A 24,285-nucleotide genomic window follows, 5' to 3' on the forward strand; every position below is an offset into this window, starting at 1 on the left:
GGGCGGTGACGACACCGCCTGTCTTAGTTGTGCAGGGGATAGAGAAAAATCGCGCCACTCTGCCCAACGACCAACGGCATATCACCGATATAGACCGGCTGCATCCAGAAATCGATATGCATCAGCATATCCACCAGGCCATCAATCATCAGCCCTTTCTGTACCGTACTGTAATAAATTGGCGTGTAAGAAAAGAAACGCTTGCCGTCTTGCTCGTCGATTTCTGCAAACTTACCTTTCAGCACAAAACGGTTATCGTTAGGGTTAGTGATGGTTGTCAGAATGGCATGATTAACCGTCTGCATATGCGAATCGTAGATCTCTTTACGCCGCGACAGGAGGTCGTAAAAGCCCAGTTGCAGAAAGCCTTCCACGTTTGCCTGCGGGGTGACCGGCGTGCGTAGAGTATGGACGCCGGTAAACACGGCGGCGGCAATCAGAAGGTATGACATCAACCATTTCCAGTTAAGCGCAGGTTTCCATCTCACTGATTTTCCTCCTCGTCTCGCGCAATATCAGATTGTTCAGTTGTACCGGGTCGATACGCCAGTGGTAAATCGCCATCACCAGCTGTTTGCTGTCACAGCGGCTGTTTAAGGCAAAGGTATAATTGAGCGTCTGGTTAATGCTCTGGTAATAGACCGTCATGCTGATCGATTGCGATTTGATCTGCTGATTAATGGCGTACAAGGGATCTTTGATCTTGCTGTAAAAATCCTCTTTATTCATGTCCAGCCGGTTCGACTCCGAAATTTCATAGATGCGGATATTGCTGTAAACCCCGGACTCTTGCTCGGTGGCAACCAGCCTGGAGCCGTGCGAGTTGGCATATTCCCAACCCGCTATAGCACTGCAAATCACGACCAAAACCAGGATCGCCAGGGCAATGAATGGGTGAGAGGTGCGCGTGCGGGTTACTTCCTCAGGAGCCGGAAGTGGCTCGCTCCCCTCCGGTTCTGGCGGAACAAGCATTTCTGCAGGCACCGGACAATAGTCGCCTTCCTCGATAACAGCATCATCAGTGTACGGGGCGGGCAGATTTTCCGTCTGCTCAATATCCTCGCTTTCCCGTTCTACGGAGCGGCACCAGGCCTGTTCGAGTAAATAACCCTTTTTGGGGATGGTCTTGATAATTTTCTGTGCTTTTCCATCATCTTCCAGCGCGGCTCGCAATGCATGAATCGCATTCGGAAGGCTATTATTCCCAATAACCCGTCGTTCCCAGACCAGCGTCGTCAATTCCTCGCGAGTCAGTATTTTCCCCGCGTTTGAGACCAGGACATCTAAAAGTTTTAATTGATACTCGCCCAGGCGTTTTCTTTCGCCAGAAACAAGGTTAATGATCGAGCCAGAGGGTAAATCGACTAACCAGTTGTTTACCGCATAATATGTTTTATTCATGGCAAGTGATGGTCGGTGCCCACTCCAGAAGAATGTCATTCGTCAGGCATCGCTTAAAAGTTAAGCGAAATGCTTAATGTAAATTAATCATTAATTCCGTTTAAAATTCACAGAGAATTGCCGCTTGCCTGCGGGAAATGTGCAAAAAAGGCGCTGCGCTGAAGTCAAAAACGAAAATTCCCTTATGATTTTAGGGTTTTTCGCCTGGCAGTATAAGCCTTTTCTTAGGCGTGTTTAGGAAGTTTCTCTTCCGTGGCACATTTTTACGCTATAAAAGTGTGATGTGCAACAAATTATTAAGCAAATAAACCAGAGGCGTATTAATGGATATGGTTAAAAGTTAACTATAGTGGGTTGTTGATCTTTTTATTAATTATTTGTTTGTCCTTGTAAAGGATTTGTTTTTTGATGATTTTGAGAATGCGATTCTTTTCAGGTCAACAAAAAAAAGCGTAAGAAAATGTTATGTACGCTTAAGTTGTGTGGGTATTGTGTCGCTTTATATTCTATTTAGTGAGTCAGGGTATTCTCTGCTATTCCTTTATTGCCAGATTTGTTCGCTCTCTTTGTTTAAGAAAAAGAGAATTTTTTTTCATTTCCCATTTAATTCTTCATTTGGCTGTGCCGTTTTAATTGAGTACCAGAGAGAAGAACCTGACAGACAGGTTCAAAAGGAGAATTCTAAAATGGCACTTTCTATTTTTACTAACGCCTCTTCCATGGCTTCCGTTAATGCGCTGAATAAATCTAACAGCATGCTGTCCACCGCGATGGAGCGTCTGGGCACGGGTAAACGTATTAACTCCGCGGCGGATGATGCTGCAGGTCTGCAAATCGCGACGCGTCTTCAGGGCCAGACCAACGGTATGGCTGTTGCACAGCGCAACATCTCTGACGCAACTGCGCTGATGCAGACGGCTGAAGGTGCTTTCGACGAAGTCAGCAACATCATGTACCGCATGAAAGACCTTGCAACGCAGGCATCGAACGACACGAACTCCAAAAAAGACCGTGAAGCGATCGATTCTGAACTGAACTCCCTGAACGACGAACTGCGCAACATCATGGGTAACACCTCTTATGCAGGTGAGAAGCTGTTCGGTGCTTCTGGCAAGTTCGCTAACGATCTGAACTTCCAGATTGGTACGACTTCCGGTGAAAGCCTGGTTGTGAAAATGGGCGACAAACTGAACGGTGCGGCTGGTGCGGTTAACAACGCCAGCGGCGGCTTCACTGAACTCGAAGCGGGCTCTTACTGGAATGGTGCTTCCGGTCTGATTACTCTGGCTGATGATGACAGCCAGACCAGCGTTGATAATGCGAAAGCGCTGATCGATAACCTGAATACCGCGCTGGATTCCGTCGGTTCTGTGCGTTCCAGCTTCGGTGCGACCATCAACCGTCTGGGCCACACCGCAGCCAACCTGGCAAACATGAAAGACAACACCGACCTGGCGCTGGGTAACATCCGCGACGCAGACTTTGCGTCTGAAGCGTCCAGCATGACCCGCAACCAGATGCTGGCGCAAACCAGTATGTCCATGCTGAAACAGTCCAACAGCATGTCCGGTATGGTGATGTCCCTGCTGGGTTAATCCTTAATACCGTCCTAAAACACCGCTGTAAGGCGGTGTTTTTGTTTGCGGCAATCCCCTTCCTGTTATTTCCCTTCAGGGGAAAGTCGCTTTCCTTCTGTTTTTTAACTCACTGAATTTAAACGATATAAAAACTGGCACGAAGGTTGCATTAAACGGTCATGGTTTAGCAACAGGTGCGAACGGAGAACAACAATATGGCAGATTTTAGCGGCATTGATCCCCAGTCTCTGGCTCAGCAGCTGGCGACATACGACATCATGTCTTTGCAAAACCAGCTTAAGACAAAAACCGCGACGATGGATTCGCAGAAAAAAGCGCTCGACGCGCTGAAAACGGCACTGACCGATTTCCGCACGGCGATGAGCGGGCTGAACAGCACTGACGCCGGCATGCTGAAAAATGCCGTCAGCATGAGCCGTGAAGGTATCGCGAACGTTACCGCAAACTCGAATGCACTGAAGGGCACCTACAACATTGAGGTCACTGCGCTGGCTTCTGCCCATCAGATCGGCTTCGACAAAATGACCGACCAGTCCATTAAAGATGCCTCCGGCACGATGGATATCACGCTCGGTGAAGGCGCGGATGCCAAAACCATTACCGTTGATCTGACGGATATGGATAGCCTCAGCGACCTCACGAAAGCGATTAACGGTGATAAAGATAACCCTGGGGTTACGGCCTCGCTGATCCGTTCCGATGGCGAAGTCACTCTGATGTTAAGCAGTGACAAGAGCGGCTCAAAAAACACGATTTCGGTCAGCAGTCCGTCCGGTCTGGATTTTTCAAATCCGAAGGAGATCTCTAAGGCAGCCGATTCGGTCATCAAGATGGGTGATATGACCTTCACCAACAGTTCTAACACGCTGGATAAGCTGATCGACGGGGTGACCATCGAACTGACGGCGGTGACGGAAAAGGACAAGCCGCTGACCATTTCAGTGGGGACGGATAGCGCCGGGACAAAAGAGCAGCTTCAGACCTTTGTGGATGCTTACAACACGCTTCAGGACACGCTCAGCAAGCTCACGAAAAGCGGTAGCGGAGATGGCGACACACGCGGCGCGTTTGCCGGTGATGCCACGATGTCCTCTCTTGATCGCGAACTGAATGATGTGATGCGTCAGATGTTTGGCGACAAGCGGATGTCCGATTTCGGCATTACTGCAGACAGGGAAGGCAAGCTGCAAATCGACAGCAAAAAACTGGATGAGGCGATCAAAGCCGATCCGCAGAAGCTGAACGATCTGTTCAATGGCAAAGAGGGGATGCTGACAGCGATGGATAAATCGCTCGATCGCTATCTGAACTCGACCAATGGCTTACTCAAAGGCCGACAGGAAGTTTTGGATCGCCAGCAGAGCGACATTGATACCAAAACCGAAGCGATGAACACGCGTTATGAAAGCTCTTATAACCGCTATCTGAAGCAGTTTACCCAACTGCAGCAAGCAATGACGCAGATGAACAACACCATGGGTATGTTTGGTTTAGCTTAAGGAAATCAACGCTTTTATGTACGGGAACGAACAGCAGGGCTACGGCCATTATCAACAATCCGATCTGGCTATTCAGGCCGCCGCAGCAAACCCGCATCAGCTGGTTTTAATGCTGTTTAACGGCCTGATGGACGAACTGGTTCGCGCGAAAAGCCATATCGCCGCGCGCCGTTATGACCGCAAGGTGCAAAGCATTAATAAATGCATCGACATCCTGAATGCGCTCACCAGTTCACTGGATTTTGAAAAGGGCGGCGAGCTGGCATTGAGCCTGGCCAACCTTTACGACTACTGCGTTTATCGGCTTTACGATGCCAGCCACAAACTCTCGGTCACGTATGTCGAAGAGGTGGAGGTCGTCCTCCGTAATCTTCAGGACGGCTGGGAAAAAATGGGGCAGCAAAATGGATGATATGCAGGTTATGCGTTATCTGGCGCGTTCCCTCAGGCATTCGGCCAGTCAGCACGACTGGCCAAAAATGCAGGACGTTGATGCACAGATAGCCGCGTTGCTGACCTCGCTGAAAGGGCAAACGCTAAGCGCCGAAAAGCGAGAAGCGCTCGAAGAACTCAGACAAACACATGCCATGGTCAGCCGTTTCTGCCAGGAGCAAAGCGACGAGCTGGAGCAGAAGATGGCGCGCGCCCGCCGTAATAAGGAGGGGGCGACGGCGTATGCGCAGTTTGCCAGTGTTGAGGATTTTGGGCGATGAACCTGATGCTTTCGCACATGACCCAGCTTCCTGTTGCCGCTGACGCGACCGAGACGGCAAGCATATTGCCGGGGATCACCGCGTCAGGGGCGACGCTCACCCAGACGCCAGCTTCAGAGACAGACAGCCAGGCCGCACCTGGGTTTAACGATGCGCTGCTTAACATCATTAATACCCTGATGGGGGGTGAGCAGCCGCGCGACAGCGCTATGGTGCTGGCGGGCGTAAAACCTGAAGAGGAGGACGATGAGAAAACGCAGCGTCCCGACGGTATGACGATGGCGCAGGATGTGATCGGTTCGCCCAATATGCTGCTGGATGCGTTGTTAATGGCAAGCCAGATGCCCGCGAAAACGCTCAGTGTTACGCAGAGCAGCGCGCCTCTGACCGGCGATGCGCTGCAGATGCAAAACGTCTCTGCAGGCCAGCAACCGGCAATATCGCCGCTGAAGGTGATGCCGCAACCGCTGACCCTGCATGCTACGTCAGCGGCCGCCCTGGAAGCCGTAACACCGCCCGCGCTGGAACCGGTTAAACCGATGGTGACCCTCCTGCCCACCGCAGGGCAACCGGCCACCGTCCAGACCTTTTCCACCATGATGGATAAACAGACGGTCAACCTTCCTCCGGTCAGGCTGGATGCGGATGAAGCGAAGTGGGCACAGCAACTGCACAGTGCTTTAAACGATCGTTTGCAGCTCCAGGTCAGGAACCAGGTGCAGCATGCAACGATCCGCCTTGACCCACCGGAGATGGGCAAAGTGGATATTTCACTGCAGATCGAAAATGGGCGCATGCAGGTGCATATCACTGCCAGCAATGGGGAAACCTATCGCGCGCTTCAGCAAATCAGCAATGAGCTGCGCCAGAGTCTGACGGAACAAAACTTTGTTCAGGTAAACGTACAGGTCTCTTCCCAGTCCGGCCAACAGCAAGGGCAAAGAGCGCCTCAGCATGCTGTAAAAGAGGGGCCGGATACGGGAGCAGTGATAGAAGCAGAAGAGACGTTGTCCTCTGCAGGTAAAGACGATTCAGTTCTACTTACGGTTTAAGCAAATCCATTATGACAATTAAGACATTTTCTTTAGGGCTGGTTATTGCCCTTATCGCCGCAACCTTCGCCGCTGTTCTCACCGTTCTGGGTACGCATTTGCTGAGCCAGGACGAGCATAAGCGCTCCGCCATTAGCGACCTGTTCTCCTCATCGGAGGAGAGTGTAGTGGAGTTTGTTGAAATCAAAAACGTCGTCGTGACCTTAAAAAGCCACAGCGATTCTGAACGTTACTTACTGCTGGAGCTGGCCCTGACGACCGACTCACCAGCAGATACCCGTCGTGCCGAAGAGCTATCGCCTGCTATTCGCGGGGCAACGGTCAATATGCTTTCGTCACTGGATTATGACGCCGTTCGCGGAATGAGCGTTGAAGTGCTGCGCGACAAGTTAATGAGCGCCTACACCGAGCGCTTCCAGAGTTTGAATACGCGGATGCCGTTCAAGGACGTAATCATCAGCAAAATGGTTTTCCAGTAAGTCACGGCAGTTGATGGAAATGATGGATTTTATTGCGGATGACTCGCTGACACCGGCGGATGAGGCGAAATACGTCAATGCGTATTTGCCGCTGGTACACAGAGTGGTGAAACAACTCGCCTGGCAGACCAGCAGCGTGATGGACAGAGAAGATATGGAGCAGATCGCGTTAATGGGTCTGCTGACGTCCCTGCGTCGTTATGGTCATCCCGATGAGCAGTTTGGTGCATATGCGGCGCAGCGTATCCGCGGTGCGGTGCTGGATGAACTGCGTGAGCTGGACTGGCGTCCCCGCAGGCTGCGCCAGAAAAGCCATAAGATCAACGATGCGATTCGGGAGATCACGCGCGTGCTTGGCAGAACGCCGAGCTTTGAAGATCTGAACACGCATCTTTCCATCACTGCTGAGGAGTATCACGAATATCTGCTGCTGGACTGCGCAAAGACGCTGGAGAGTCTCGATGATTTACTGGGCGGAGATGCCCTGAACGGTACGCTGAATAGCCGTTCGCTGGAGGATGAAATGGTCACCAGCGGTACGTTAAGGGCTGCGCTGGCAAGCCTTGATGAGCGTGAGCAATTAATACTCTCGCTCTATTACCAGCAGGAAATGAGTCTGAAAGAGATTGCGTTAGTCCTCGACCTGACCGAGGCGCGCGTCTGCCAGCTCAATAAAAAGATCGCTCAAAAGATCCAGTGTTTTTTCCAGAAGTGAAAGGTATATGCAAAAGTTTCTCGGTATTTTCATCATCTTCGCCTGTGTTGTCGGCGGTTTTCTTATGTCTGGCGGGCGTCTGGCCTCGTTCTGGCAACCCGGTGAGATCATTATCATTCTGGGGGCGGGGATGGGGGCGATGGTGCTTGCTAACCCAAAACCCGTTCTGGCAGAGATGTACCGCCAGTTTCGCGGCATTATGCGTAAAAATGAATACACCGACGAGTACCAGCGTCAACTGCTGATGCTGCTGTACGAACTGCTCGAACTGGTGCAGGACGGGGGGCTGAAGGTGCTGGACGAGCATATCGAGGTGCCGGAAAGCAGCCCGCTGTTTCAGAGATACCCGCTGATTTTGCAGAACAAGGCGATCATCACCTTTATTGCGGATAACTTCCGTCTGATGGCGATGGGCAAAATCAACGAGCACGAGCTGGAAGGTATCCTGGAGCAGGAGCTGGTGGCGATGGAAGAGAACCTCCTTCAGCCGTCCCGCTCGCTGCAGCGTACAGCAGAAGCGATGCCAGGCTTCGGGATCTGTGCGGCGGTTCTGGGGATCATTATCACCATGCAGTCGATCGACGGTTCCATTGCCGTGATTGGGGTAAAAGTTGCTGCTGCGCTGGTCGGCACTTTCCTCGGCGTTTTCTTCTGTTACTGCCTGATGGACCCGGTAGCGAACGCCATGGAACAGCGCACCAAAAAACAGATGGCGGTGATCGAGTGTGTTCGTACTGTGCTGGTGAACCACGTTGCCGGAAAGCCGACGCTGCTGGCGGTGGATGCGGGACGCAAAATGTTGCCGCTGGATTCAAAACCAACGTTTGCCACGCTTGATGGCTGGGTAAACCAGATGACGGGTGAATCCTGATGCGTGGCGGTCGCGGAAAAGAACATACCACCATCATTAAACGCTCCTCGCGCAAAAGCCATGACGCCTTTCATGGCGGCGCGTGGAAGGTGGCCTTCGCTGACTTCACCCTGGCGATGATGGCGCTGTTTATGGTGCTGTGGATCATGGGCTCGGTCAGCGAGGAAGAGCGTAAAGAGATTGTCTCTCAGCTTAATGGCGAATCTATTTTCGAAGGCCAGTCATTATCCCCCATTACCCAGCCCAATGGTGTGGGGGGGAAAATCGCGGTGACGGAAAAGCGTGACCGTGGCGAACATAAGAAACAACAGGATAAACAAGACGCGGCAAAACTGACGGCCGTGGCGGCAAACAGCGAGAGCCTGGAAGACGTTAACCACCGTTCGCAGCGTGAAATTGAAGATCTGGCGCGGATCATCATGAAAATCACCTCAGCCTATGATGCACAGTCAAACCTGAAAATTGAGATTGTGCCGCAAGGGTTGCGCATTCTGATCACTGACGATCAGAAACGCGAAATGTTCCAGCGCAGCAGCGCGATCCTGACGCCGTTCTTTAAACGTCTGTTGACGGAGTTCGCGCCTGCGCTGAATAAGATCGATAACAAGATCATCATCACCGGCCATACGGATGCCACGCGTTTTCGCGACCAGGATCTCTATAACAACTGGAACCTGTCGGGCGAACGTGCGATGCAGGCGCGCAGAGTCTTAACCAATGCTGGCCTGGATCAAACCAAAGTCCTGCAGGTGAGCGGGATGGCAGATCAGATGCTGATTGATCCGGCTAATCCGCTGAGCTCATCGAACCGCCGCATTGAGATCATGGTACTCACCCAGTCGGCCAGCGAATCGCTGTATCAGTTCTTTGGTCAGCACGGCGAAAAGGTCATTAAGCCGATAGTCGACAGACTCTCGCAGAAGAAATAAACGGTTTTACGATGTTCATCTTTACACATAGTCAGAAAGTCGCAGGTCTGGTACTTGCCGCCTCACTGATGATGGCGGTAAGCGCGTCTGTGCAGGCGGCTCCGCGCAACGGCACGGTTACCGCGACGGAAAAAGAGAACGCGGTGAAGGCCCGGATGCGTAACCGGGAAGCGTTGCTGAAAAAATCCCGCTCACGTCTTGCGGTGGTGCCCGTTACGCCAGAGCAAAAGCGGCGCGACAGTGAAAAGCGCCGCCTTGAACGCGCGGAAAACCGCGAGCTGCTGGCGATGCACAAGCGCTGGCAGCCTGGTACGTTATCCACCGATATGATTTGGGCACCGCTGCCTGGCGAGAAGATCAGCCCGCGCCTGCAGGCCTCGCTTAAGCAGGTTATCCGCCTGCTGCAACAGCAGATTGGTAAACCGTATGTCTGGGGCGGAGAAACGCCAGAAGAAGGATTCGACTGTAGCGGCCTGGTCTTTTACGCGTTTAACCCGGTGTTGAGCCGCACGTTGCCGCGTACCGCCAACGGCATGTACCACGACCGGACGTTACGCCATATCCGCCAGGACAACTTACGTCGCGGGGATTTGGTCTTTTTCAACATTAACCAGCGTCCGGGAGCCGATCACGTCGGCGTTTATCTTGGCGATGGACAATTTATCGAAGCGCCACGAACCGGCCTGAACATACGTATTAGCCAGCTTTCCGACGCCTTCTGGCAGGACCACTACCTGGGTGCCCGCCGGATATTAACTGAAGAGGCCGTGTTGTAACGGCCTGACGCTGAATACCCCCTCAAGGTATGCGCCGCCAGGGATGGCCCCTTATTTAAGATTGAATGAGATATTTTTCATGAACCAGATGCGTAAAAAATTCGCCATTGATGATGGCTCCACCAATGTAAAAATCAGCTGGATTGAGAACGGTACGTTGAAAACCGTTGTCTCGCCAAACTCCTTCCGTAAAGACTGGAAGAGCGCGGCGTTGTTGCGTGGTCAGGCGGTGCATAACTACACCATCGGCACCACCAAATACACCTACGATGCGACGTCCGATAAGGCGCTGTCGACGACCCATATCGACTACCAGTACGACGATTTGAACCTGCTGGCGGTTCACCACGCGCTGCTGCAAACCGGCGTGACGCCCTGTGATGTCGAGGTGATCGTCACTCTGCCCATTACCCAGTTCTACAACCCGGATGACTGCCAGCGTAACGAAGAACGCATTGAAGCGAAGCGTAAGAACCTGATGCGTGAAATCACGCTGAATAAAGGCGAGCTGTTCCGCATTGTGGATGTGCAGGTGATGCCGGAGAGCCTGCCAGCCGCGCTGTCGCATCTTCTCAACTCCAACGTAAACGAATTTACCAAATCGCTGGTGGTTGACTGCGGTGGCACCACGCTGGATATGGGGATCGTGGTGGGTGAGTTTGACGATGTGTCGGCCATTTACGGCAACAACGAGATCGGCGTGGCGATGGTCACGGATGCGACGCGTAAGCTGCTGGCCGCTGCCGACAGTGACTCCAGCTACCTGGTGGCGAACGAGTTGATCAAGCGCCGCCACGATCTGGATTTCGTGAAGAGCGTGATTAACGATGAATCGCGTATCGACGAGATCCTCGAAAAGATCGCCATCAAGATCCAGGAGCTGGGCGACCAGGTGGCTTATGAAGCGAAGAAGTTCGCCAAGAACCCGAATCGCGTCTATCTGGTGGGCGGCGGTGCGCATCTGATTGAAGAGGCGATTCGTCAGGCGTATTCAACGCTCGGCGATCGCGTGGTGACGATTGATAGCCCGCAGAGCGCCCTGTCGCGTGAGATTTGCCTTTACCATTCTGAGTCGGGCGCACAGGTTGTCGAAGAACCGTTAATGGCAGAGGTGGGCGAGGATGCGTAAAGGGCAGATTCGCCGCGTAAATCTGTCCCTGCACCTGACGCCAGAGCAGTCGCGCGCGGATTTGCGCGCGATGCAACACCTGCAGCATTGGCACCAGTCAGTGAACCAGTCATCCAGCGTGGATGACGCCAACATGGAAATCCGCGCGTTTCACCGTGATATCTATCTGGCGGGGCTGCAACTGTTTTTAATGGAGCCTGCGCTTTGCCACCATGTGGCCGAGTCGCTTGGGCGCGAAAATCTCTCGCTCGGCACGTTGCTGAGTGAACTTCAGCCCCAGACGCAACGCGAGGAACCTTCAGCACAGCTGGCAGAGCTTGAGAAAATTCGTGAAGAGGTGGCAGCGCTCAGGCCACTGATGGAGCAGCACCAGCTCGCTCTGCAACAGCTGCGTATTGCCGCCAGGAGCGCCGCCAGCACGCCAGCGCCAGAGCGCGATAATGTGGAAGTGAGCAAGGTCGATGCACCGACGGAAAAAATGCAGAAGGTCCGGCAGAAAGGGATTTTTTGATGCGATTCCGCAGGCCGGACAAGGCGCAACGGATTACACCACCACGCACATCGGCTTGCCCGACACCGGCTCAGGATGAATTTCCGCTTCCACGCTGAACACCGTTTTCAGTAATGCCGGTTGCATCACCGCTTCCGGCGTCCCTTGCGCCATCACGCGCCCGTTGGCCAGCACCACCAGATGGTCGCAATAACGGCTGGCCTGATTCAGATCGTGGAGTACCGCCACTACGGTTTTCCCCTGTGCTTTCAGCTCGCCCATTAACCGCATCAGCTCAACCTGGTGATTAATATCAAGATACGTTGTCGGCTCGTCCAGTAGCACAACGGGCGTATCCTGCGCCAGCACCATCGCCAGGAAGGCACGCTGGCGCTGACCGCCGGAAAGCTCGGTTAAGCGTCGTTCGGCAAGATGTTGCGTCTGAGTCTGGTGCATTGCCACGTTGACCCGCGCATTGTCTTCAACGGAGAGCCGCCCCCAGAGCGACAGCCACGGGCTGCGACCGTAGGAGACCAGCTCCCGGACGGTGATCCCTTCGGGGGTTAAATGGTGCTGCGGTAACAGCGCCAGACGACGTGCCAGCTGGCGTGCTGATAAACCCTTTATGGGATTTTCATCGAGCCATACTGTGCCGGATTGAGGCGCTAACAGGCGCGAAAAACAGTTCAACAGCGTCGATTTCCCGCAACCGTTAGGGCCGAGCAGGGCCGTGATTTTTCCCGCAGGCAGGGCGAGAGAAAGCCCATCCAGCACGGTTTGTGCGCCATAGCTGACGGTCAGATTTTCAGTACGTAATCTCATTTATCGCATTCTCACAAGCAGCCAGACAAACCACGGTGCGCCGATAATGGCGGTCAGCACGCCTGCCGGAAGCTCCAGCGGCGGATGAATGATTCGTGCCAGCAGATCGGCAATGACCAGCAGCAACGCGCCCGTCAGGGCCGAAACGGGCATCAGCCAGCGGTGACGCCCGCCGACGATCCTGCGCACCATGTGCGGCACGACGAGACCAATAAAACTTATCGGGCCACAGACGGCCACGCCGGTTGCTGTCATCGCGACAGCCAGCATCAGCCCCTGGAACCGGGTGCGCTGAACCGACACGCCGAGCGTGGCTGCCCGTGCATCGCCCAGCGCCAGCAGGTCGAGATCGCGACAAAAGCGCAGGCTCAGCGGCAAAAACAGAATGAGCAACGGCACGGCAATCTTCACAAAGTGCCAGTCGCGCCCCCATAAGCTACCCGTCAGCCACAGCAGGGCACTGTTCACATCCTGCGGGTGCAGGAGCATCAGGTAATCCGTCAGGCTCGCCCAGCAGGCGGAAAGCGCCACGCCGGTGAGCGCCAGCTTCATCGGCTGGTGGGTCTTTGCCAGCATCTTCAGCAAGATCAACCCCGCCATGCCGCCCGCAAAGGCCAGCAGCGGCAGCACCATCACGGATAGTGATGGCATAAGAAGCAGTGCTCCCACAGAGGCCAGGCTGGCGGCATGGTTAACGCCGAGAATATCCGGTGATGCCAGCGGGTTACGCACAATCCCCTGTACCAGCACGCCCGCCACGGCGAGGGCTGCACCGACAAACAGTGCCAGCAGCAAGCGCGGCAGTCGGTACTCCATCAATACATAATAATGCTCGCGTCCGTCCTGCCAGTCGGTCAGCAGCGCGCGCCACGGCACAGGGATCACCCCCATATGGAGTGATAACAGCGCACAGCCCGCCAGGGCAAGGGTGATGAAAATAACCAGCGCAATTTTCATCCTCGCCTCCTCACCAGCCAGACAAAGCAAGGGCTGCCAATCAGCGCCAGCACTGCGCCTGCGGGCAGATCGCCGGGGAAGGCCAGCGCGCGTGCGAGTACATCTGCCAGCAGCATCAGCGTGGCCCCCAGCAGCATGCTCACCGGCAGTACGTTGCGCTGATCGAAGCCTGCCCAGAAGCGCGCCAGATGTGGCACCAGCAGGCCGATAAACGCCACCGGACCTGCCACACTGACGCACGCGCCAACCAGAAGCAGCACTAACATATTGATGATCAAACGCAGTCTCGGCAGGTTCACTCCCAGTGTATGGGCGGTACTGTCGCTGACGTTGAGCAGGTTCAGTTGATTCGCCAGCAGCAACACGACAGGGACTGCAGTGACCACCACCGGCAAGAGTTGCCAGACATCCTGCCAGCGGGCGTGGGACACTCCGCCTGCCAGCCAGTAAAAGATGCCGTAAGCATGATCTTCTGCCAGCAGCAGGGTGATGCGGGTCAGGGCCATACAAAAGGCCGACAGCGCGATACCCGCGAGGATCAGTTTGTTTCTGTCCTGGGTATGACGAAACCCGCCTCCTGCGGTCATGACCAGCAGCCAGCTCACGCCGCCCCCGCATGCCGCGATGAACGACAGAGAATAGCCTGCAACCGGCGTCGGACTCAGCGCGCTGGTAAGCGCCATAGCCAGCGCCGCGCCGCTGTTAATGCCGAGCAGTGAAGGAGAGGCCATTGGGTTGTGGGTCAGGGTTTGCAGCAGCGTGCCCGCGAGCGCCAGGCTTGCGCCGATCAGAACGGCGACCAGGCTTCGCGGCAAACGAAGGTTTTGCACCAGCGCTTCTGGTAGCGTTGGCGTGTGTCCAGGCAGCAGGGCGCGGATTGCGTCTGCTCCGGAAACAGGAATGGCCGAGTAGCAAAACAGACTCAGCCAGAAAATAATAATAAGTGCTGCAACGGGAAGCCCCCACAGCAGCACCGGGTGTTTTAGCGCGGTCATTTCACATCGGTAAGCGGCTGATGGTGGAAGATTTTTACCGTGTCAGCGGCAATACGCTCGGCGGCAAAAATACCGCGCATCCGCGCCCAGGCGTTACTGTCGACTGAAGCAACCTGCTGCTTCTGCGCGGCGGTTAACATCTGCCAGAGCGGATCTTGTTGCCAGCGTTTAACAATGCTCTCTTCGCGATAGTGGGCAACCAGCAGCCAGGCAGGATTGACCGCCAGCAGTTGCTCCAGGCCGATGGACGGCATGGACGCGCCCGCCATCGCAGCGGGAACGTTCAGCCCCAGAGAGGCCAGCACGCTGCCGGTCCAGGTCTCCTGGGTATGCAGGTTGAATTGCTGTTCACGTGATGTGCCAAAGGCCACGCGTGTCCCTTTGGGAAGCTGGCTTGCCCACTGCGCCATCTTCTCTTTATGTTGTTCCAGACGCGCCTGCATCTCTCGTTTTTTACCTACCACTTCGCCGATGATAGCCGCTGATTGCAAATTTTCAGCGTAGGTTTCGTTGCGGGACTTAAGCAGCAGTACCGGCGCGATTTGCTGCAAGGCGGTGTAAATCCCCGCATGGCGACTGCTGTCGGCAATGATCAGGTCTGGTTTCAGGGCGGCAATGGCTTCCAGGCTCGGCTGCGCGCGCGTTCCGACGGACTGCCACGGTTTCAGGTGCGCACGCACTTCGGGCAGGATGCGTTTTGCATCGTTATCGTCGGCAATACCGACCGGGCTGACGTCCACGGCGGCCAGCGCATCGGCGAACGAAAGTTCCAGCACCACAATCCGTTGTGGCGTTTTATCGAGTGTAAACGTGCCGTGTTCGTCCTGAACCGTGGCGGCAAAGGCGTGGCCGATCACCAGCAGCAGGCCTGCAAAAAGAAAACGGATAAATGCCAACATAGTCACATTCCAGCTAAAAGCCCGGCAAGCCGGGCGTTAACACATCAGAACTTCAACGACCCCTGCATATACAGCGTGCGCGGCTGGCCTGCGTAGATGCCTTTGTTGTTGTCGTCATAAGAGCGGATGAAGTAGTCCTGGTCGAAGATGTTTTTCACACCGAACGCCAGGTTCAGATCTGCCATCTGCGGGCCAAAGTCATACGCCACGCGTGCGCCCCAGAGCATGAAGCCGGGAATGCGGCCGGTACTGCCGTCGGCGCTCTCTTTCACCGTATTGGCGTTATCTGCAAACTGGCTGGACTGGAAATCGCTGTTCAGATTGAACGTCCAGTTGCCCGGCTTGTAGTCCACGCCCAGCGTGCCTTTATGTTTCGGGGAGAATGGCACCTGATTGCCGTAGGTGTCGCCTTTCTCGCGGATTTCCGCGTTCACATACGCATAGCTGGCGTAGACGGAAACGTTATCAAGCGTTGGCGTTAGCGTACCCAGGTCGTAACGTGCCTGCGTTTCCAGCCCGGTGTGGCGCGTTTTGCCACGTGCAGTGACGGTGTCGTTGGTCTGGTTGGAGTCGTACTGATTGTTAAAGTTAATCAGGAACAGCCCCATTTCCGCCGTCAGCGCGCCGTCGTCGTAGCGGGTACCGAGTTCCCAGGTTCGCGCTTTTTCCGGTTCCACATTGCCGCTTTGCACAGCCTTGCCAATCTGGCTGTACTGTACGGTGCCGAATGAGCCTTCAGTGTTTGCATAAAGATTCCAGCTGTCAGTCAGGTGATAGAGTACGTTCAACGCCGGAAGCGGTGCGTTATAGCTCACCTCTTCGTGCGTGCCTTTGATGGCGTTGTTCTGGTATGACTCGATATGTTCGAAACGCATACCCGGCGTGATGGTCCAGTTGCCGATGTCGATTTTGTCATCCAGATACCAGGCATGCGCCTCGGTGCCGGAACGCGTGTCGCGGTCGTAAGGGCTTGAGCCGGACGGCAACTGCCCGCTGCTGGTGGCGGTGTAGTAACGCATTTCATGCGTTGATTCATTCACATAGCGATAGCCCACGCCCACTTCGTGCGCGGAAGGGCCGATCATAAAGCTCTGACTGTAGCGTGGCTCAATACCGCGCACCCAGTAGTTACGTGGCGAGAGGGTGATGCGTTTGCCTTGCTCCAGGTAGCCGCTGCGCAGGGTTTGGGTGTAGAACCCCTGAATGTTGAATTTATGCTGGCTGTCCGGCTGGAACTGGTAGCCCAGGCTCGCCAGCTTGCGACGGCCCCAGAAGTGGTCATACGGGCGGGTGGATTGCCAGCGATCGGCGTCGTAATCCGCGCGGGACAGGCCGCCGGGCATGTCGGCTTCACCATCGTAATATTGCAGCAGGCTGTTGAAGGTATGCACCTCATTCGGCGCATATTTGCTTTTCAGCATCAGGTCGTCGATGCGGGTGGCGCTGTGCTCGCGCCAGTCACTGCCGCGCGTGCCGGAGTAGAGCAGCGCGGTGCCAAAACCGTTGTCCGCTGTGCCGCCCACCATCAGGTTGTGCGTCTCTTTCGGGTTGTTTTGTGAAGAGGTTGGGCTGAGCTGACCTTCCACGCCCGCCTCGATACCAAAGTCCTGCGGAATGGCGCGGGTAACAAAGTTCACCACGCCGCCCACGCTCTGCGGTCCGTAACGCACCGCACCACCACCGCGCACCACGTCAATGGCATCCATGTTGCCGAGCGAAACGGGAGCCAGTGAAAGCTGCGGCTGACCGTAAGGGGCAAAGGGGACGGGGATGCCGTCCATCAGGACGGTCGAGCGGCTGGCGAGGCGCGGGTTCAGACCCCGGATGCCAAAGTTCATCGCCAGGTCGTGGCTGCCGGTGCCGTTGTTTTCCGGCGCGCTGACGCCAGGGATGCGGTTAAGCACCTCACGCATGGTGGTTGCACCGGTTTTGGCGAAATCCTCACGGCGGATCACGTCGCGCGCGCCAGCATGTTCAAATACGTCGTTTTCACGCGCATCGCCCAGCCAGTCGCCGACCACGGTCAGGGCATCTTCTTTTGGCGCGGGCGCGGGCTCCAGCGTCCAGCTATTATTTCCCAGCGGTTTTACCTGCAGTCCGCTGCCGTCCAGCAGCTGTTGCAGGCCGCTCTCGACGTCGTAATCGCCGTGCAGGCCGTTGCTCTGCTTGCCGCGCGTCAGGCTGGCGTCAACCGAGAGGGTAATTCCGCTGTGTGCGGCATACTGATTGAGCGCTTTGTCGAGCGATCCCGGTGCGATATCAACCTGTGCAGCAAAAGCGGAAAACGAGAGACCGGCCAGCGGCAGCAGGCTCAGGCGAATGGCGTTAACCAAAGGTGTTGTTTTACGAAAAACGCGTAACGGCGTCATACCTTCTCCATCATCATTTTTGTTGTGTTCAGCTATGAGTCGAACGAGAAGGGTAAAAAGGACAATCGAAATGAGAATTATTTTTCTTACAGCGGTGAAATGTTTATCCAGTACCGCGTAATAGACTGAATTTTAACGGGAAGCGTTTGCGCGATAACGTTCAGGATCGCATCGGTATTTTTCAGCGGGAACGTCCCGCTCAGGCGCAGCCCGGCAACGGCGGGATCGCAGCGCAGCACGCCGTTGCGGTAACGGCTTAGCGTGGCTATCACCTCACCCAGCGGTTTATCGCTGAAGCTCAGGATGCCCTTCGTCCAGCTTGTACTCTCGTCATCCAGCGGTTTCACTGCGCCAAACTCAGAGGCGCTGAACTGCAGGCTTTCACCAGCGTTCACGATGCGTTTTTGCGCGGGGGCACTGGCGAGAAGCACTTCCACGGCGTGCTGCTGCACGTCAAGCTGCGTGAAATTATCCTGCTGGCGGACGGTAAATTCTGTCCCTAAAGCGGTGAGTTGGCCCTGACGGGTCAGGACGCGGAAGGGGCGTTGCTGCGCATCTTTCACGGTAGTAATGGCGATTTCACCGTACCAGAGCCGGACGGTGCGCTGATGCGCATCAAAACGCACATCCGCCGCGCTTTGGGTATTCAGCGTGAGCAGGGAGCCATCTTCCAGTTGCTGACGGCTGACTGCGCCTTTGGCGGTGCGGTAATCTGCCCGCAGACCTTCGCCGGTTTCCGACTGCCAGAGTTGCCAGCCTCCGCCAGCGCCGAGCAACAGCAGTAATCCTTTCATCACGTGACGGCGGGTGAGGCGGGTATCGTGCAGCGCCCGGCTGGCAACGTCGCCAGGCACACCGCCAAGCTGGTTGCGCAGGTTTTCAACCTGCTGCCAGGCCCACTGGTTATCCTGATCCTGTTCATACCACTGTTGCCAGCGCGCTTCCTGTTGTGGGCTGACGCGCTCGCCGCTTAGCACGGCATACCAGTGGGAAGCGGAACGCAGCGCCTGACGGCGGGAATCGGTTAACGAAGGATTCATAACCCATGCTCCAGACGAAACAGCAGGCAGTGCTCGACGGCTTTCGCCACGTATTTTTTCACGGAGCTGACGGAAACACCGAGTTTCAGTGCGATCTCGCTGTAAGTCAGCCCTTCCAGTTGCGAAAGCAGAAACGCCTCGCGCGTTTTGCCGTTTAGCCCGTCCAGCATGGTGTCGATAAGTTGCAGGGTTTCCAGCTGGCTTTCGCGCTCTTCGGGCGAAGGTGCAAGGGCGTCGGGCAGTTGTGCAAGCATCTCAAGCCAGGCTTTTTCCAGCGCGTTACGGCGGAAGAGATCGACCATCACCCGTTTAGCGATAGTGCAGAGAAAAGAGCGCGGATCGCGGATGGTCGCCAGCGCGTCGCTACCCATTACCCGCAGGAAGGTGTCCTGTGCGATATCGTCGGCATCAAAGGCGGATTGCAGCTTGCGGGTGAGCCAGCTTTTCAGCCAGCCGTGATGCGCGCCGTAAAGCGATTCAAGCGTTAAAGAAGCGGTAGTAGCGGCGCGGTCAGACATGCGGAATGCATCAAAAGTTAATCATCACGCGGCTATATTAATATGAGAATGGTTATCATTACAATTGGAAATAAAAAAGCCTCGCAAAGGAGGCTTTCAACATCGAGTGATCAGGTAATGACCATCGGCCAGTCGGGTGGCGTGTGGCTCATGGCTTCAATCATCACTGCTTTGACGTTGTCCCAGATGGCAGCAATGTCCAGCAGGGTGATGCCGAGCAGGCCCGTGGCGAACCAGCATGCAGCGCCCAGCCCCAGCAGGGTGCTGATCACCGCCAGTCCGGCGTAGTCAGATTTGCGAAACTGAATGTTCAGTGTGCTGGCTAAAAACATCAAAACCGCGCTCAACAATGGCCAGCGCAGGAGAACCATGCTGGTAGTAATGGTCGCCATAAAACCCATCCTCGACAAAACAGACGAACTGGAATGAAACAATGTTTCTCGTTACACAATATGTGTGAACTATATCACATTTGCTGTTTTATTCGCCAGTGTCCGTGTGAGGTAAAAGAGGGAATTTAATGCTGTGGAAAATATATCGTCGCAGACGGCGTCCGCCTCTTCATAATGAATTCATCAAGATAGCAAAACCGCAGTAATATGAAAAAGGTGTATCACATTTACAGTATTAAACCTATGGATTATGCTTGAGTGGACAAATAAATGTACCCGCAGAAAATAATTCAGGTTTTTGAATTATTTGGCTTTTTTACTTTTGTGTATTGTTTTTATTACACTCAGCATACTCTCTGATGGCCCTGATATATTCTTTCTTTAATCTGATTTGTTGCGGTTGCTATATCGATTAATGACCTGCGAAAAAAATGATGAAAGAAAAAAAACGCGAGATTGTTAACGACAGCATGCAGGCGCTACACGCGCTGGCGAAGCTGATGCCTCAGCTCAACAATCTGTGTTCACTGGCGGAAATGCTTGAAACCATCAACGGGGCGCTGGGGTCAACCCTCGCCTGGGTCAGTGTGGATAATGACAGTATACAGCGCGTGGAATGTGCGGGTGAGGTGACATGCCACTCGTTCGCAGTGGCTGATTTTCTTGCCGGTACTCTGCTGCAACGGCACCACCGATCGTGGCGAGTGGTCTACTGGAAAGAGAACATCGGCCAGGCGCTGTTCCCGCCTCAGCACCCCGGTTACTCGCAATTGCAAAGCGGTGTGTTGTGTAAACTTTCAACCCAGGACGGGCACTGCAGCGGCTATTTCTTCCTGGCTTTTGATGAAAAGCTCTCTTCTCTGCCGATCCTGAAAAATATTGTCGTGGTGTTAGTTGAGAAATTAAAAGACTATTTTGACGAAATTATCGCCCGAGAAAAAACGGCTCAGGAGATGCAGCGGGTCGTCACGCAATATAAGACGTTATTTGAGCGGGCCCCGGTATTAATGAACTCTTTCGACAGACATAACCGCTGCGTGTTGTGGAATGCGGAATGCGAAAAAGTGTTTGGCTGGAGCATGGCAGAGATCAGCGCGCATGCTGATCCGCTGGCTTTGTTCTACCCTGATCCCGAGGAGCGACGTCGGGTACGGGAGTCGGTGCATATTTCCCCGCTCAAGGATATGTATGAATGGCATCCTGTGCGCAAAGACGGGACGCCGCTGACCATCCTCTGGTCTAACATCCTGTTGCCGGATAACTCTATTCTCAACATTGGCCTGGATATCACCGAGCGAAAAAAAGCGGAGCAGCAACTGGCGGTGAAAGCCACCACTGACGATCTCACCGGCTGTTTCAACCGTTCTGCCATTTTGCAGCGGCTCAAGCTGGCGCTGGCGGCAAGCTCAAGGCAGGATGCCAGCAGCCATTTTTGCGTACTGATGTTTGACCTGGACTACTTTAAACAGATCAATGATGAATGGGGGCACCTGGTCGGGGATGCTGCATTAATACACTTTTGCGACAGGCTCCGGGAGTTAAGCCCGACGGGCTCCGCACTGGGGCGCGTGGGAGGGGAAGAGTTTTTACTTCTGCTTGCGCGCGCGGATGGCACTGCGGCCACGCTGTTATCGACCCGATTGCGGGCCGCGTTAATCACGAAACCCTTGCTGGTTGGTGATAAAAGACTGGCGCTCTCTTTTAGCGCCGGGGTTGTCGAAGTGTGTCAGGGCCAGCGTGATACCTCTGGCGTTCTTACGCGTGCCGATAAAGCATTATATGATGCCAAACGTGCAGGAAGAGGCAAAACGGTGGTTGCGTCTGATTATTTATAAATCAAAATGGAAACCCGCCGCGAACAATTAGCAGCATGCGTCATGTTCGCATTGTAGTTTTTTCATGCTGTCAGAAGTTTGCCTTAATCAACGATCCTCTGTTGTGTTATCTTAAAACCTCCCGCTCGCAATGGACAATTATTTCCCTTAATAGAAACGGAACGAATACTTTAAGTTTAGCTTACGGGAAAATATTATCGTCATAACGAAATTTCAGATTTTTAATACCAAAAGTCAGTTGCTAACTTCGCATGATTCATGCAACGTAATCACCTGTTTATCATAGCATCCGGCCTTCATAATTACAGGCGTACAAAATGCAGGGATATAGGGCGGGAAATGAATCGTAGCGCGCGGCGCAAGATACTCAGGGCAGCAGGGATCATCATGGTAGTTATGCTACCGGTGATGCTTGCGCTATGGTTTGCCCAGTTAAGAGCCGTGTCGGAAACAAGTACCCAGCTACGTACATTTGCTGAACTGGCGTTAGACAAAACAGAGCTGGTGATTCAACAGGTTGATTTAGCACGAGACGACGCCGAAAAATATCAGGGAAAACGCTGCTCGGCGGAACATCGTCAATATATGTTGAACGTTGTTCGCGGTCGCCTGTTTGTCGCTGATTTAATTTATGCCGAAGGTCAGAATTTTCTTTGTTCGACCGTTTTTACCCCGGACCAACCTTATCCAATACCTGCGGCCAATTACAAACGTAAACCCGATGTCGCTATCTATTATTATCGTGATACGCCATTTTTTACCGGCTATAAAATGACGTATATGCAGCGCGGGAATTATGTGGTGGTGGTCAACCCGCTTTCTTACAGCGAAGTGATGTCGTCAGATCATTCTTTGTCGTGGGGCGTGTATGACACGGTCACCAATGCATTTTTTTCCGTCAGTCAGAAAACCAACGCATCATTATTAAATTCGATGATTCGACATAAGGAATCGTCATTTCAAAAGGATGACCGTTTCTATACGATTGTTAAATCGGATAAACGTCCTATTGCCGCGATCGTCTCGACGTCTAATACCCGCTTTTATGAAACGCTCTATCATCAGGCTACCTTAACGCTGCCGCTGGGAATGATCTGCAGCATCATTATTTTACTGATGTGGTCACGTACTCACCGTGAACTGAATTCTCCTGGACGATTACTGCATCGGGCATTAAATAAACACCAGCTTTGCGTACATTACCAGCCGATTATTGATATAAAAAACAACCGGTGTGTGGGGGCTGAGGCGTTATTACGTTGGCCTGGGTTTAACGGGCAGGTTATGAGCCCGGCGGAATTTATTCCGCTGGCAGAAAAAGAGGGGATGATCGAACGCATTACGGATTATGTCGTCGAAGAGGTGTTCAGCGATCTGGGGCATTTCCTGGCAACCCATCCGCATCTTTATATTTCGATTAACCTGTCAGCGTCGGATTTCCACTCCTCTCGCCTGATTGCCCTGATATCAGAAAAAGCCAGACACTACGCCGTGCGGGCGCAGCAGATTAAAATCGAAGTGACGGAACGCGGATTTATTGATGTGCCAAAAACCACGCCCGTCATCCAGGCGTTCCGCCAGGCGGGCTATGAGGTGGCGATTGATGATTTTGGTACAGGTTACTCCAACCTGCATAATCTCTACTCGCTGAACGTCGATATCCTGAAAATCGACAAATCCTTTATCGACACCTTAACCACCAACAGCACCAGCCACCTGATTGCTGAGCATATTATCGAGATGGCACAGAGCCTGCGGCTAAAAACCATTGCTGAAGGCGTGGAGACCGCCGAGCAGGTGAGCTGGCTGTTAAAGCGTGGTGTGCAATATTGTCAGGGGTGGCACTTCGCGAAAGCGATGCCGCCGCAGGATTTTATGGCCTGGCAGCAGCAACCTTTGCACTAAACGCATTAATTTAACTGGTGGCGATAATCGCTCGGTGTGCGGTCAAACTCGCGGCGAAACACGCGGGAAAAGGTTTGTTGCGACACATAACCCAGATCCATCGCGATATCAAAAATGGGCCGCTGCGTAGAGCGTAACGCCTGCGCCGCCAGCAGCAGCCTGCGCTGACGAATGTATTCACCCAGCGTCTGATGCATGACGGTGCGGAACATTCTCTGTAAATACCATTTCGAATAGCCCGACTTCTTAGCGACCACATCAATGTTCAATGGTTGATCGATATGTTCATCAATCCATTCAATAAGTGTCTGAATAATCTGCTGATGCGACATAAGGTTGCCCCTCTGTAGATACAACTTTCTCTGTTGATTCGTCGTTTTCTCTGCGGGGGAGTATAATTCCTCAAGTTAACTTGAGGTAAAGAGGTTTTATGGAAAAGAGATTGCCGCGAATCAAAGCGCTTTTAACGCCCGGCGAAGTGGCAAAACGAAGCGGTGTGGCGGTGTCGGCGCTCCACTTCTATGAAAGCAAAGGGTTAATTAAAAGTATCCGTAATGCGGGCAACCAGCGGCGTTACACGCGCGATGTACTCCGTTACGTGGCCATTATTAAAATTGCGCAACGAATCGGAATCCCCCTGGCGACCATCGGTGATGCGTTCGGCGTCTTGCCGGAAGGACACACGCTGAGCGCGAAGGAGTGGAAACATCTCTCTTCCCAGTGGCGTGACGAGCTGGACAGGCGAATACATACCCTTGTGGCACTGCGTGATGAACTGGACGGGTGCATTGGGTGTGGATGCTTGTCGCGCAGCGATTGTCCGTTGCGTAACCCTGGCGATACGCTGGGCGCACAGGGAACAGGCGCACGGTTGCTCGAAGAGGATTAACCAAAAAACTAA

General features: G+C 54.0%; 26 protein-coding genes. 15 read left to right on the plus strand and 11 right to left on the minus strand.

The annotated features are described in order from the left end of the window. Positions 1-23 precede the first annotated feature (23 nt). Positions 24-452, minus strand: coding sequence for a hypothetical protein (locus EoCCA6_RS13590; protein WP_232623256.1), 429 nt, complete (start codon positions 450-452; stop codon positions 24-26). A gap of 13 nt (positions 453-465) precedes the next feature. Further along, positions 466-1,401, minus strand: a complete 936-nt coding sequence (locus tag EoCCA6_RS13595) for a winged helix-turn-helix domain-containing protein (RefSeq protein ID WP_152084452.1) — start codon at positions 1,399-1,401, stop codon at positions 466-468. A 686-nt stretch (positions 1,402-2,087) separates the two neighbouring features. Here EoCCA6_RS13595 and EoCCA6_RS13600 point away from each other — a divergent pair. The 12 genes from EoCCA6_RS13600 (at position 2,088) to EoCCA6_RS13655 (ending at position 11,673) form a co-directional block, all read left to right on the plus strand. Next, on the plus strand, positions 2,088-2,996 hold the full coding sequence (locus tag EoCCA6_RS13600) for a flagellin N-terminal helical domain-containing protein (RefSeq protein WP_152083092.1): 909 nt from the start codon (positions 2,088-2,090) through the stop codon (positions 2,994-2,996). Positions 2,997-3,193: 197 nt separating this feature from the next. Next, positions 3,194-4,498, plus strand: a complete 1,305-nt coding sequence (fliD, locus tag EoCCA6_RS13605; protein ID WP_152083093.1) for a flagellar filament capping protein FliD — start codon at positions 3,194-3,196, stop codon at positions 4,496-4,498. A gap of 16 nt (positions 4,499-4,514) precedes the next feature. After that, positions 4,515-4,910, plus strand: coding sequence for a flagellar export chaperone FliS (gene fliS, locus EoCCA6_RS13610; protein ID WP_152083094.1), 396 nt, complete (start codon positions 4,515-4,517; stop codon positions 4,908-4,910). After that, positions 4,903-5,211: a flagellar protein FliT gene (gene fliT / locus EoCCA6_RS13615; protein WP_152083095.1), complete on the plus strand. Its 309-nt coding sequence runs from the start codon at positions 4,903-4,905 to the stop codon at positions 5,209-5,211. The genes fliS and fliT overlap by 8 nt, the downstream gene beginning before the upstream one ends. Next, complete coding sequence (locus EoCCA6_RS13620) at positions 5,208-6,263, plus strand: flagellar hook-length control protein FliK (protein WP_174779598.1); 1,056 nt, start codon at positions 5,208-5,210, stop codon at positions 6,261-6,263. Before fliT ends, EoCCA6_RS13620 begins: the two co-directional genes overlap by 4 nt. Before the next feature lie 11 nt (positions 6,264-6,274). Then, a complete protein-coding gene (locus EoCCA6_RS13625; protein WP_152083096.1) occupies positions 6,275-6,742 on the plus strand; it encodes a flagellar basal body-associated FliL family protein in 468 nt (155 codons plus the stop codon). Between the two features lie 13 nt (positions 6,743-6,755). Further along, complete coding sequence (locus EoCCA6_RS13630; RefSeq protein ID WP_152083097.1) at positions 6,756-7,457, plus strand: FliA/WhiG family RNA polymerase sigma factor; 702 nt, start codon at positions 6,756-6,758, stop codon at positions 7,455-7,457. Between the two features lie 7 nt (positions 7,458-7,464). After that, positions 7,465-8,328, plus strand: a complete 864-nt coding sequence (gene motA / locus EoCCA6_RS13635) for a flagellar motor stator protein MotA (RefSeq protein ID WP_152083098.1) — start codon at positions 7,465-7,467, stop codon at positions 8,326-8,328. Next, a complete protein-coding gene (lafU, locus tag EoCCA6_RS13640; protein WP_152083099.1) occupies positions 8,328-9,257 on the plus strand; it encodes a putative lateral flagellar export/assembly protein LafU in 930 nt (309 codons plus the stop codon). Before motA ends, lafU begins: the two co-directional genes overlap by 1 nt. A gap of 11 nt (positions 9,258-9,268) precedes the next feature. Next, positions 9,269-10,033, plus strand: a complete 765-nt coding sequence (locus tag EoCCA6_RS13645) for a C40 family peptidase (protein WP_152083100.1) — start codon at positions 9,269-9,271, stop codon at positions 10,031-10,033. 79 nt (positions 10,034-10,112) lie between these two features. Further along, complete coding sequence (gene parM / locus EoCCA6_RS13650) at positions 10,113-11,162, plus strand: plasmid segregation protein ParM domain-containing protein (RefSeq protein WP_174779599.1); 1,050 nt, start codon at positions 10,113-10,115, stop codon at positions 11,160-11,162. Continuing rightward, entirely contained in the window at positions 11,155-11,673 is a 519-nt protein-coding gene (locus EoCCA6_RS13655) for a hypothetical protein (protein WP_152083102.1), read from the plus strand. Before parM ends, EoCCA6_RS13655 begins: the two co-directional genes overlap by 8 nt. Positions 11,674-11,706: 33 nt before the next feature. Here the strand turns inward: EoCCA6_RS13655 and fecE are convergent, their stop codons facing one another. The 8 genes from fecE to EoCCA6_RS13695 all read right to left on the minus strand — a co-directional run bounded on the left by fecE (position 11,707) and on the right by EoCCA6_RS13695 (position 19,644). Then, positions 11,707-12,474 (minus strand): Fe(3+) dicitrate ABC transporter ATP-binding protein FecE, encoded by a 768-nt coding sequence (fecE, locus tag EoCCA6_RS13660; RefSeq protein WP_152083103.1) that lies wholly within the window; start codon positions 12,472-12,474, stop codon positions 11,707-11,709. Then, positions 12,475-13,431, minus strand: coding sequence for a Fe(3+) dicitrate ABC transporter permease subunit FecD (gene fecD, locus EoCCA6_RS13665; RefSeq protein ID WP_152083104.1), 957 nt, complete (start codon positions 13,429-13,431; stop codon positions 12,475-12,477). Next, positions 13,428-14,426, minus strand: coding sequence for an iron-dicitrate ABC transporter permease FecC (gene fecC, locus EoCCA6_RS13670; protein WP_152083105.1), 999 nt, complete (start codon positions 14,424-14,426; stop codon positions 13,428-13,430). Before fecC ends, fecD begins: the two co-directional genes overlap by 4 nt. Beyond that, positions 14,423-15,325: a Fe(3+) dicitrate ABC transporter substrate-binding protein FecB gene (gene fecB, locus EoCCA6_RS13675; protein WP_152083106.1), complete on the minus strand. Its 903-nt coding sequence runs from the start codon at positions 15,323-15,325 to the stop codon at positions 14,423-14,425. Before fecB ends, fecC begins: the two co-directional genes overlap by 4 nt. 44 nt (positions 15,326-15,369) lie before the next feature. Next, positions 15,370-17,694 carry a TonB-dependent Fe(3+) dicitrate receptor FecA gene (gene fecA / locus EoCCA6_RS13680; protein ID WP_152083107.1) on the minus strand — a complete coding sequence of 775 codons (2,325 nt, stop codon included), beginning with the start codon at positions 17,692-17,694 and terminating at the stop codon, positions 15,370-15,372. Between the two features lie 86 nt (positions 17,695-17,780). Next, positions 17,781-18,734 (minus strand): ferric citrate uptake sigma factor regulator FecR, encoded by a 954-nt coding sequence (gene fecR / locus EoCCA6_RS13685; RefSeq protein ID WP_152083108.1) that lies wholly within the window; start codon positions 18,732-18,734, stop codon positions 17,781-17,783. Continuing rightward, on the minus strand, positions 18,731-19,252 hold the full coding sequence (gene fecI / locus EoCCA6_RS13690; RefSeq protein ID WP_152083109.1) for a ferric citrate uptake sigma factor FecI: 522 nt from the start codon (positions 19,250-19,252) through the stop codon (positions 18,731-18,733). The genes fecR and fecI overlap by 4 nt, the downstream gene beginning before the upstream one ends. 110 nt (positions 19,253-19,362) lie before the next feature. Continuing rightward, the gene (locus EoCCA6_RS13695) at positions 19,363-19,644 is read right to left on the minus strand and encodes a YjcB family protein (protein WP_152083110.1); all 282 of its coding nucleotides are present in this window, start codon (positions 19,642-19,644) and stop codon (positions 19,363-19,365) included. A gap of 434 nt (positions 19,645-20,078) precedes the next feature. On the opposite strand from EoCCA6_RS13695, the gene EoCCA6_RS13700 reads away from it, so the two are divergent. Then, entirely contained in the window at positions 20,079-21,479 is a 1,401-nt protein-coding gene (locus EoCCA6_RS13700; RefSeq protein ID WP_152084454.1) for a GGDEF domain-containing protein, read from the plus strand. Positions 21,480-21,818: 339 nt separating this feature from the next. After that, the gene (locus EoCCA6_RS13705) at positions 21,819-23,384 is read left to right on the plus strand and encodes an EAL domain-containing protein (protein WP_152083111.1); all 1,566 of its coding nucleotides are present in this window, start codon (positions 21,819-21,821) and stop codon (positions 23,382-23,384) included. Positions 23,385-23,389: 5 nt separating this feature from the next. Here EoCCA6_RS13705 and soxS read toward each other — a convergent pair whose 3' ends face one another. Continuing rightward, entirely contained in the window at positions 23,390-23,716 is a 327-nt protein-coding gene (gene soxS, locus EoCCA6_RS13710) for a superoxide response transcriptional regulator SoxS (RefSeq protein WP_013095071.1), read from the minus strand. A 98-nt stretch (positions 23,717-23,814) separates the two neighbouring features. On the opposite strand from soxS, the gene soxR reads away from it, so the two are divergent. Then, a complete protein-coding gene (gene soxR / locus EoCCA6_RS13715; protein ID WP_152083112.1) occupies positions 23,815-24,273 on the plus strand; it encodes a redox-sensitive transcriptional activator SoxR in 459 nt (152 codons plus the stop codon). Positions 24,274-24,285 lie beyond the last annotated feature (12 nt).

It is taken from the genome of Enterobacter oligotrophicus, from assembly GCF_009176645.1.
Classification (GTDB): domain Bacteria; phylum Pseudomonadota; class Gammaproteobacteria; order Enterobacterales; family Enterobacteriaceae; genus Enterobacter; species Enterobacter oligotrophicus.

Coding starts and splice junctions, on each gene's coding strand:
- fecB (WP_152083106.1), bottom strand. CDS start 15,325: ATGTTGGCATTTATCCGTTTTCTTTTTGCAGGCCTGCTGCTGGTGATC.
- EoCCA6_RS13595 (WP_152084452.1), bottom strand. CDS start 1,401: ATGAATAAAACATATTATGCGGTAAACAACTGGTTAGTCGATTTACCC.
- EoCCA6_RS13645 (WP_152083100.1), top strand. CDS start 9,269: ATGTTCATCTTTACACATAGTCAGAAAGTCGCAGGTCTGGTACTTGCC.
- fecI (WP_152083109.1), bottom strand. CDS start 19,252: ATGTCTGACCGCGCCGCTACTACCGCTTCTTTAACGCTTGAATCGCTT.
- fecE (WP_152083103.1), bottom strand. CDS start 12,474: ATGAGATTACGTACTGAAAATCTGACCGTCAGCTATGGCGCACAAACC.
- fliS (WP_152083094.1), top strand. CDS start 4,515: ATGTACGGGAACGAACAGCAGGGCTACGGCCATTATCAACAATCCGAT.
- EoCCA6_RS13600 (WP_152083092.1), top strand. CDS start 2,088: ATGGCACTTTCTATTTTTACTAACGCCTCTTCCATGGCTTCCGTTAAT.
- EoCCA6_RS13630 (WP_152083097.1), top strand. CDS start 6,756: ATGGAAATGATGGATTTTATTGCGGATGACTCGCTGACACCGGCGGAT.
- EoCCA6_RS13695 (WP_152083110.1), bottom strand. CDS start 19,644: ATGGCGACCATTACTACCAGCATGGTTCTCCTGCGCTGGCCATTGTTG.
- fecA (WP_152083107.1), bottom strand. CDS start 17,694: ATGACGCCGTTACGCGTTTTTCGTAAAACAACACCTTTGGTTAACGCC.
- soxR (WP_152083112.1), top strand. CDS start 23,815: ATGGAAAAGAGATTGCCGCGAATCAAAGCGCTTTTAACGCCCGGCGAA.
- EoCCA6_RS13700 (WP_152084454.1), top strand. CDS start 20,079: ATGAAAGAAAAAAAACGCGAGATTGTTAACGACAGCATGCAGGCGCTA.
- lafU (WP_152083099.1), top strand. CDS start 8,328: ATGCGTGGCGGTCGCGGAAAAGAACATACCACCATCATTAAACGCTCC.
- soxS (WP_013095071.1), bottom strand. CDS start 23,716: ATGTCGCATCAGCAGATTATTCAGACACTTATTGAATGGATTGATGAA.
- fliD (WP_152083093.1), top strand. CDS start 3,194: ATGGCAGATTTTAGCGGCATTGATCCCCAGTCTCTGGCTCAGCAGCTG.
- fecR (WP_152083108.1), bottom strand. CDS start 18,734: ATGAATCCTTCGTTAACCGATTCCCGCCGTCAGGCGCTGCGTTCCGCT.
- EoCCA6_RS13625 (WP_152083096.1), top strand. CDS start 6,275: ATGACAATTAAGACATTTTCTTTAGGGCTGGTTATTGCCCTTATCGCC.
- EoCCA6_RS13655 (WP_152083102.1), top strand. CDS start 11,155: ATGCGTAAAGGGCAGATTCGCCGCGTAAATCTGTCCCTGCACCTGACG.
- motA (WP_152083098.1), top strand. CDS start 7,465: ATGCAAAAGTTTCTCGGTATTTTCATCATCTTCGCCTGTGTTGTCGGC.
- fliT (WP_152083095.1), top strand. CDS start 4,903: ATGGATGATATGCAGGTTATGCGTTATCTGGCGCGTTCCCTCAGGCAT.
- fecC (WP_152083105.1), bottom strand. CDS start 14,426: ATGACCGCGCTAAAACACCCGGTGCTGCTGTGGGGGCTTCCCGTTGCA.
- EoCCA6_RS13705 (WP_152083111.1), top strand. CDS start 21,819: ATGAATCGTAGCGCGCGGCGCAAGATACTCAGGGCAGCAGGGATCATC.
- fecD (WP_152083104.1), bottom strand. CDS start 13,431: ATGAAAATTGCGCTGGTTATTTTCATCACCCTTGCCCTGGCGGGCTGT.
- EoCCA6_RS13620 (WP_174779598.1), top strand. CDS start 5,208: ATGAACCTGATGCTTTCGCACATGACCCAGCTTCCTGTTGCCGCTGAC.
- EoCCA6_RS13590 (WP_232623256.1), bottom strand. CDS start 452: ATGTCATACCTTCTGATTGCCGCCGCCGTGTTTACCGGCGTCCATACT.
- parM (WP_174779599.1), top strand. CDS start 10,113: ATGAACCAGATGCGTAAAAAATTCGCCATTGATGATGGCTCCACCAAT.